6 protein-coding genes are annotated in these 8,038 nt (G+C 57.1%); 4 read left to right on the top strand and 2 right to left on the bottom strand.

Annotation, left to right across the window (positions count from 1 at the left end; genetic code table 11):
- Positions 1 to 341 precede the first annotated feature (341 nt).
- Positions 342 to 899 carry a hypothetical protein gene (locus tag VNM72_12795; protein HXF06274.1) on the top strand — a complete coding sequence of 186 codons (558 nt, stop codon included), beginning with the start codon at positions 342 to 344 and terminating at the stop codon, positions 897 to 899.
- On the opposite strand, the gene VNM72_12790 is transcribed toward VNM72_12795, so the two are convergent.
- Entirely contained in the window at positions 892 to 2,298 is a 1,407-nt protein-coding gene (locus VNM72_12790) for a sigma-54 dependent transcriptional regulator (GenBank protein HXF06273.1), read from the bottom strand. The two genes, VNM72_12795 and VNM72_12790, sit on opposite strands and share 8 nt — an antisense overlap.
- Positions 2,276 to 3,868 (bottom strand): ATP-binding protein, encoded by a 1,593-nt coding sequence (locus tag VNM72_12785; GenBank protein ID HXF06272.1) that lies wholly within the window; start codon positions 3,866 to 3,868, stop codon positions 2,276 to 2,278. The genes VNM72_12790 and VNM72_12785 overlap by 23 nt, the downstream gene beginning before the upstream one ends.
- A gap of 202 nt (positions 3,869 to 4,070) precedes the next feature.
- On the opposite strand from VNM72_12785, the gene VNM72_12780 reads away from it, so the two are divergent.
- The 3 genes from VNM72_12780 (at position 4,071) to VNM72_12770 (ending at position 7,897) form a co-directional block, all read left to right on the top strand.
- The gene (locus VNM72_12780) at positions 4,071 to 4,766 is read left to right on the top strand and encodes a M50 family metallopeptidase (GenBank protein HXF06271.1); all 696 of its coding nucleotides are present in this window, start codon (positions 4,071 to 4,073) and stop codon (positions 4,764 to 4,766) included.
- A complete protein-coding gene (locus VNM72_12775) occupies positions 4,757 to 5,905 on the top strand; it encodes a glycosyltransferase (protein ID HXF06270.1) in 1,149 nt (382 codons plus the stop codon). The genes VNM72_12780 and VNM72_12775 overlap by 10 nt, the downstream gene beginning before the upstream one ends.
- 252 nt (positions 5,906 to 6,157) lie before the next feature.
- A complete protein-coding gene (locus VNM72_12770; GenBank protein HXF06269.1) occupies positions 6,158 to 7,897 on the top strand; it encodes a heparinase II/III family protein in 1,740 nt (579 codons plus the stop codon).
- The last annotated feature ends 141 nt before the right edge of the window (positions 7,898 to 8,038 follow it).

The raw sequence follows: 8,038 nt of genomic DNA, 5'->3' as shown, positions 1-8,038 counted from the left end.
ATCTTCTGAAAGGACGACAGGGACCGGCTCGACGTCCGACAAGAAATCAAAGAAGCGGTAGCTTTTGGTTTGGGGGAGCAGGTCGAGGTGGGAGGGAGCTGTGATTATCCCACGGCTCCCGTCCCCCTTTTTGACATGGATCTATGCCTAGATGGCGGGAAAAAAGCATCCTGACCCTTCTTGGTGCAGGGGGAATCCTGGGTTTTCTGGTCCTGGGGGCGGTTTTGTGGGAGCGCACATTGCATGAGGGCGGAGTCCCTTTTGAGAGGCCCAAGGAACCACTACCGAGTCAATCACGTGTTCCCGATGAAAGGATAGCTCGCTGGAATTTTTACGGGGCTATGATTTCCTTGGATTCCCTGACCGATGCCCTCACTGAAGGTGATTGGTATGCGGCCCGACAGTCTTTCACCGCCTTTGGCCTGGCGGTCCCAAGTCTCCCTTCACCTGAGTTAACGTACCCGGATCTTTCGCTCGCACTTGTTGATTTCTTCAACTTCTATCAGATTGAGCTTCAGCGTGCACTCGCGGCAGGGCAAACCAATCGCGCCATCTTCGCCTGCAACCAATTAGAAAGGATTGTTTGGGATTTAGGGGTCCATCTTAACCGACCCCCACTTCCCGAATTGGGGCGGCTCCACTACTTGGGTCGAGACCTGGAGTATTGGGCCCGAGTGGGGGACGAGGAGATGCTCCGAATCGGAGCCCAGGGTTTGACCAAAACATGGGCGGACCTGCGACCTGTTCTTACTGATCGGGCGCAGCAGGTGGCCGAAGAGATGGATTCCCTTCTTTTGCGTTTGAAACGGGGCAATAGCGTGGAGGAATATCAAGAGGTGGCAGCTTCCATGGGCCCTGTCATGCGCCGGATCGAGAGACTTTTTGCTGACATCAAGTAGTGTCCGATTTGTCCATGGAAAGGCCAAACCGCTCGGCCATGCGGTAGAGGGTTCGGCGATCAATCCCGAGAATTTCAGCGGCGCGGCTGCGATTCCAATTGACGGTTTCAAGGACATGCAATAGGTAGCGCCGCTCAAGTTCTTCGAGTGAGGGAAGATCGAGGAAGAGATGGGCCAGGGGGGCACGATCTGCCTCGCGTGGGGAATGCGTCACGGCCGCCCGTATCTTCTCCGGGAAGTCCTCGGATGTGATAATGCCGCTCCGGGCATGAAGGGCAGCATATTCAATGGCGTTCTCCAGTTCCCGAACATTTCCCGGCCAGGTGTAAGCAAGCAGCAGATCGAGCGCGTCGGGCATCAGAGCGAAGCCCCCCGGAGGGACCCTGTCCCCCTGAGCTTGCTGCTCCAGGCGTTTGAGGAAGTACATCGCCAGAAGGGGGATGTCTTCTCGTCGTTCGCGTAACGGCGGCAGTGTCAGTGTGACGGCGCTCAGGCGATAGTAGAGGTCTTCACGGAAGCGACCGGCAGCGACCTCTTCGTCCAGACGACGGTTGGAGGCAGCGATAACGCGAACATCCACAGTTCGGGAGCGAGAATCGCCCACACGCTTGATTTCTCCTTCCTGAAGAACGCGCAGAAGTTTGACTTGGAGGCCAGGGCTTGTCTCACTAATTTCATCGAGGAAAATTGTTCCCTGATGGGCTTCTTCAAAGAGACCGCGTTTATCGCTAACGGCGCCAGTAAAGCTGCCTTTGACATGGCCGAATAATTCGGATTCCAACAGGGTCTCGGTCAAAGCGCCACAGTTGACGGCGATGAAGGGGCGATGGGCACGGGAACTGTGACGGTGGATGGCGCGGGCGATGAGCTCCTTCCCCGTCCCCGATTCACCTGTCAGCAGGACGGTCAACCGGGTAGGAGCCACCCGGGCAACCTCCTTGTAAAGCTCGATCATTTTTGGTGCTCGTCCGATGAGTCCGGACGATTCAGATAGCCGCAGAATCATAGCCACATCCTCAGAAGGAAGGGCCGGGCGAGCCTGGCCGAGAGCCCGTCTCACGGTGGCAATGACTTGCTGCACATTGAACGGTTTGGAGATGAAATCAAAAGCGCCTTCGCGAATGGCTTCGATGGCCATATCGAGAGTTCCAAATGCGGTGATCAGAATCATTTTTACCGAGGGCCCCGTTTGCTTGAGTGCTCGCAGCAAATCGAGTCCGGTTAACTTGTCGTTAAGATTAATATCGGCAACGATGCAGTCGAACTCACCGGAACAGGCCAGCTCGAGCCCCCGGCGGGCTGTCTGAGCGGTCTCGACAGTACACCCTTCGGCCATCAGGAGTTCTTGAAGAAAGTCGCACGTGTCACGATCGTCATCAATTACGAGAATCTTCTGCATTGACCGACTCCGTTTGGATCTCTGACGACAATCGGGCAGCCTGAGGGAATTCGTCCGCGACCGGAAGCGTGATAACAAAGCGCGATCCCCCACCCGGACGGCTGTCGGCCAGGATTTCACCTCCGTGCTCGTGGATGATCTGACGCACAATGGCCAAGCCAAGGCCGCTGCCTCCCTTATCCTGCTTTGTGGTGAAGAAAGGGTCGAAAGCACGGGAGAGAACGTCGGGCGTCATCCCCAGGCCGCTGTCTTGGTATTCGATGACAACCTGATGATCTTCAGCCCGGATGAGGATCACAAGCTGCCCGCCCGAGGGCATGGCATCCAGGCTATTGTCAATAAGGTTAATGAAGACTTGCTGAAGTCGTTCGGGAGAGCCCCTGATCACCGGCACTTTAGAATCGAATCGAGTGGTTACTTCGATCTTCCGACTTTCCAGGGTGGGCGCTGCCATTTCGACTACCTGCTGCAGAAGAGGGCCGATATGCACCGGCACCATCTCAGCCTTCAACTGTCGGGTGGAGTCAAGAAACTGACGAACGATTCGCTCGATGCGAGCGATCTGCTGGAGGATGATGTCGAACCGTCGGTTGGCATCATCGTCGCTCATGCGCGACTTGAGCACCTGGATGTGACCAGAGACCAGGTTGAGTGGCGTCCCGACTTCATGAGCAATCTGGGCGGCCATGTGACCTGTGGCAGCTAACCGCTCTGTGTGAACAAGTTGACGCTGGAGGGCGAAAAGCTCTCGATTGGCTTCCTGAAGTTCGCGGTTGCGTTGACTTAATTCAGAAGTGGCTTCGGCGACGAGAATTTCGAGTCGCTTTTGCTCGTCGGTCAGTTCTTGTTGCATCCGACGAATTTGGGCGAGCATCGTGTTAAGGCCCGAACATAGACGGCCCATTTCATCAGCCGAACGTACCGGTACCGTAGCGTCGAGGTTGCCTTGTTCAGCCCGGTGCATAACCGCCAGTATTTCTTTCACAGGACGGTTGATCAGCTGGCGGAACAGAAGGTCGAGTGAACCGGTTAATGTGACGATAGCCAGAAGCGCTATCACCAGTGTGATGCGATTCAATCGAGTCAGCAGAGAATGATACGACGCCGTTTGCGCTCGAATCATTACGATACCAATCGGTTGGCCGACGCTTTCAATCGGCGCCGCCGCCTGAATGATATATTTCCCCTGAGAGACCCGCTCAATCCGGGAGAAAAGTTTTCCTTGCTGGACGGGTTGAAGGAATTCTATGGGGAGGACCTTACGAGCCCCCAGAGGAATCGTGACTACCTCACGAACACCGGTGGGAGTGAACCCATAGATGTGAACTTCATCTACCTCCCGGTGCACCGTTTTGTAAAAGAGGGCATCGTTGCGCAAAGCGGCGAGGTCCTCCACGACCCTCTCGGATGAAAGGTGCTGTCCGAGTTGCGCCACCATCAGCTCAACGTCGCGTCGGTTCTCCTCTTGGACGAGTCCTCGTGCAGCTGACCAGTAGAAGGAGAAAAGGATGATCAGAACGATGACCACAATGAGAGATACCGAAAGGGTGATCTTGACATGTAGGCGCATATGTCGTGGCGTTCCCTTCGGTCGTTCATACATAGAGCATTGATAATTTTACCAAATCCCCAGGTGTTGGTGAACTGACGTTTGCCCGTGCGATAGGTCTGTGATAATACGGTCCCTCTACCCTAACGCCGACAGCACCATCCGAAGTCGAGTAAATTGCGCGGCTCGCTGCCAGGTTGAGGGATGATATAATTGGCTGGCCATGAGGCGACGGGCGAAGAATACGAGCGATGGATTTCGACTACTCCTAATGGCATCGGGGCTCGCTGTGCTTCTGTGGTTCCTTCCCTTCGCAGAGGTTATTGCCTATCCGATCCGCATCTTCGTCACGATCCTTCACGAGGCCGCTCATGCGGTAATGGCCTGGGCGACCGGTGGCTCGGTGGCTTCGATTCGGGTGAGTTCCGATGGCAGTGGCTTGACGGCGACCCGTGGCGGATCATTGCTGTTCATTTCCAGTGCTGGATACATTGGCACAATGGCCTATGGTGTGCTGTTACTTCTGCTCTGCGGCAGGCCTCGACAAGCCCGCGTCGTGCTGGCGATCACAGCGCTTTTCATCGGAGTCATTTCGCTCGGACTCATTCGGCCCGTGGGAAGTAGTGGGTTCCTGCTTGGACTCGCTTTGGGCGTCGGCGGCGTGGGTATCGCAATTTTTGGTTCTCCACGACTGACCCAGTTTGTCGTCGGCTTCCTCGGCGTCGAGAGCTGCCTGAATGCGCTCTTTGACCTCAAGGCGCTCGTTTACCTTTCGACAGGCAGCGATGTCAAAACCGATGCGCGAAACCTCCAGGAACTAACTCACATTCCGGCTGTCGTCTGGGCCATCCTCTGGACGCTGGTGGCTCTGGCTCTTCTCTTTTTCGCACTGAGACGGGTACGACTCACGTGGCGTTAGGGAGCAAGACACGAAGAGTTCTCCTCGTACTCCCGGTTGCGGAGCAGGGGGGAGCGGAATCGCTCTGGGTTGATTTTCTTCGCCGGTATGATCGGCGGCGACTGATTCCGTCGGTTGTCTTTCTTCGGGATGGTCCGCTGGTTGAGCGGGTAATGGAGCTGGGCGTCGAGACCTTCGTTCAGCCGATCACCCGGCTCAGTAACCCGATTAATTACGCACAAGCCGTTTGGAAAATCAGGCGGATCATCGAACGGGTGAGGGCGGAAGTCATATTCAGCTCTTTAGGCTACGGTCACCTGTACGGAGGGATGGCGGCAAGGTTGGCTCGGCGACCAGCCGTGTGGTGGCAGCACGGGGTTGCTCGTGTCGAGAATCTCATTGATCGGTGGGCTAGCCGCATCCCTGCACAGATGATCATCGCAAGTTCCGAAGTAGCAGCAACGGCTCAGTGTCGCGCCTTTGGTACGAAGCGAGAAAAGCTGCGGGTCATTTATCCGGGGGTGGATATGGAGCGACTGGCCTCTCCTGATCCGTCAAGGGTTGACGATCTGCGTCAGCAACTGGGCCTGGAACGGGCCTGCGGGGTGATCGCAACCATCGGGCGATTGGAACCGGGCAAAGGTCAAGATGATTTCCTCCGGGCTGCCCGGCGCGTGCAACTCACTTGCAAAGACGCGCGGTTTCTCGTCGTGGGAAGCGAGATGTTCGGGATGAATCGTGGCTACGAGGCCCAGCTCCGGAGAATGGCTCTTGACCTGGGTTTGGGGCAGAGCGTTATCTTCACGGGATTTCGACGGGACATCTCCGAGCTGCTGGCGGTGTGCGACATCCTGGTTCATGCTGCGCGATCTCCCGAATCTTTTGGATTAGTTCTCGTCGAGGCCGCTGCTTCTGGCAAGCCGGTCGTTGCTACCGATGTGGGAGGACCTCGGGAAATCGTCGTTCATGAGCGCACGGGAATTTTGGTTCCGCCCGGTCAACCGGAAATGCTGGCGCAGGCGATTACCGGTCTGCTGAAGAACCCGGAGCGTTGCCGAACAATGGGGGTCGCGGCATCCCGGCACGCCCGCGAGCGTTTTGACATCTCCCGCGCCGTGGAACAAATACACGACGTCATCGAGCACGTCGCAGCCGCTTGATCGGATCACAGTGGTATGAGCGCAGGATGGAGTCGCTGGCGAAAAATTCTGGTGATTGGGCTGGCTACTGGCTTAGCGGGTTCCGTCCCTGAAACCCTTCGACCGAAAGCAGCTCCGCCATCGCTCGGTGGGAAAAGTGTCCGCTCTTCCCGGAGCGACGGGGGGCAGCTCAGACCCGGCGGGATAACCGCTCGCGCAATTTCGGTGGCTCCGCATCCGAGACTTCTCATTGGCGAGGGTGGGTTTGGGCGGGTGAAGCGACAGGTCGAAGGGGACCCGATATGTCAGGCTTACTACCTGATTTTGCGCAATGAAGGCGAAACAATTCTCACCCAGCCGGTGTCGCGTTATATCAAGCCGGACGGAGTACGATTGCTCACCGTGAGCCAGCAAGTGCTCTGGCGCGTTTACACGCTGGCGCTCCTCTATCGCCTTGACGCCGATGAACGGTATCGTCACCGCGTGTGGGAAGAGCTTGCTGCTGCCGCCCAATTCCCTGATTGGAATCCCGCCCATTTTCTCGACACGGCGGAGATGGCTCATGCGTTTGCCATCGGATATGACTGGCTCTACGACACCTGGAACGAAGAGCAACGGCGCGTGCTCCGGGATGCTATTGTCCAGAAGGCGCTACAGCCGGCCCGAGCGGCTTACCAGGGAGCGCCGTTCGGTCTCTTTGCCCGTGTGGACACGAACTGGAACGCTGTAGGCAATGGTGGCATCGGAATGGCTGCACTCGCGGTGCTGGACGAGCTGCCGGAGATCGCCCGCGAAGTTCTGAATGAGGCCATCCGCTGGATCAGGGTATCGCTCGAACGATATAGCCCCGATGGCGTGTGGCACGAAGGGTTGAGCTACTGGAATTACGGAACATTTTACACGGTCGCTTTCCTCGCTGCTCTGGAGACGGCGTTAGGAAGCGATCAGGGGTTATCATCGGCTCCGGGCTTTGACCGGACAGGATTCTTCCCCCTTTACCTCACGGGGCCAACGGGGCGTATTTTCAATTTCGGTGATGCCTGGGAGCGACCCCTTCACGCTCCGCAATTATGGTGGCTGGCGAGGCGGTTCAGCTCCCCCATCTTTGGATGGTATGCCGCTCGGGTTGCTCGTCCGCATCCACTCGACCTTGTGTGGTACAGTGAGCGAAAAAGTTCGCCTTCGGAGATCGGCTTGTCGTCGGATGCCTTTTTCCGGGATTTTGAACTTCGCGGCGTGGTCGTGCGAGGGGTTGAGGTCTTCAGTCTGCGCAGCTCATGGGATGATGGGGATGCCATATTCATCACGGCGAAGGCCGGAGAAAACGGCGCCGGTCATAGCCATCTCGATATAGGAAGCTTTGTGATGGATGCCCTGGGCGTGCGCTGGGCGATAGATCTCGGGCCGGATGACTATAGTCTTCCGGGTTACTTTGGTCGCGAGCGGTGGACGTACTACCGAAACCGAGCCGAGGGGCACAACACGCTGGTCGTTGATCCATCACCTGGGCCCGATCAGGATCCGACTGCCGTCACGCGAGTTGTGCGTTTTTCCTCGACGCCGGAGTGGGCATTCGGCATTATTGACCTCGCACCGGCGTATGCATCAATGGTCGAAGAACTCCGTCGGGGGATTGGCCTCCACCAGCGTCGGGTGGTAATCGTTCAGGATGAAATGAAATCGGGACAGCCCCGTGAGATCTGGTGGTTCATGCACACAACGGCGGCCGTCAGCCTTGAGGAGGACGGGCGAACAGCGATTCTCTCTCAGGACGATGTCCGGTTGTGGTGTCGCATCCTGACCCCATCAGACGCTCGATTTGAGGTGATGAGCGCCACCCCATTACCATCCTCGCCCCGTCCTGCCAAACAGGATGGTAACGACGGGATCAGAAAACTGGCCATCCGTTTGAAGGATATGACCTCCCTGCGGCTCACCGTCGTGATGGTTCCACTCCGGGGCGGGGAATCGCCCCCTGCTCTTTCCGAGGTAAAACCTCTGGCCGATTGGTGACCAGACGTTGTCTGGATGGGACACTATCGGATGGGAATTGGGGGAGGAACCGCGCCATCTGAACGGTGATCGTCGGTTTTTAGTCGGGTGTAAGGAGGAAGCCGATGGCGAGACAACTCAAACGACGAACGTTTCTCAAAG

The organism is Blastocatellia bacterium (assembly GCA_035573895.1).
In the GTDB taxonomy this organism is placed as follows: Bacteria; Acidobacteriota; Blastocatellia; order HR10; family HR10; genus DATLZR01.
The sequence above is the reverse complement of the archived record's forward strand: the minus strand, read 5'-3'. Positions and strand labels throughout refer to the sequence as shown.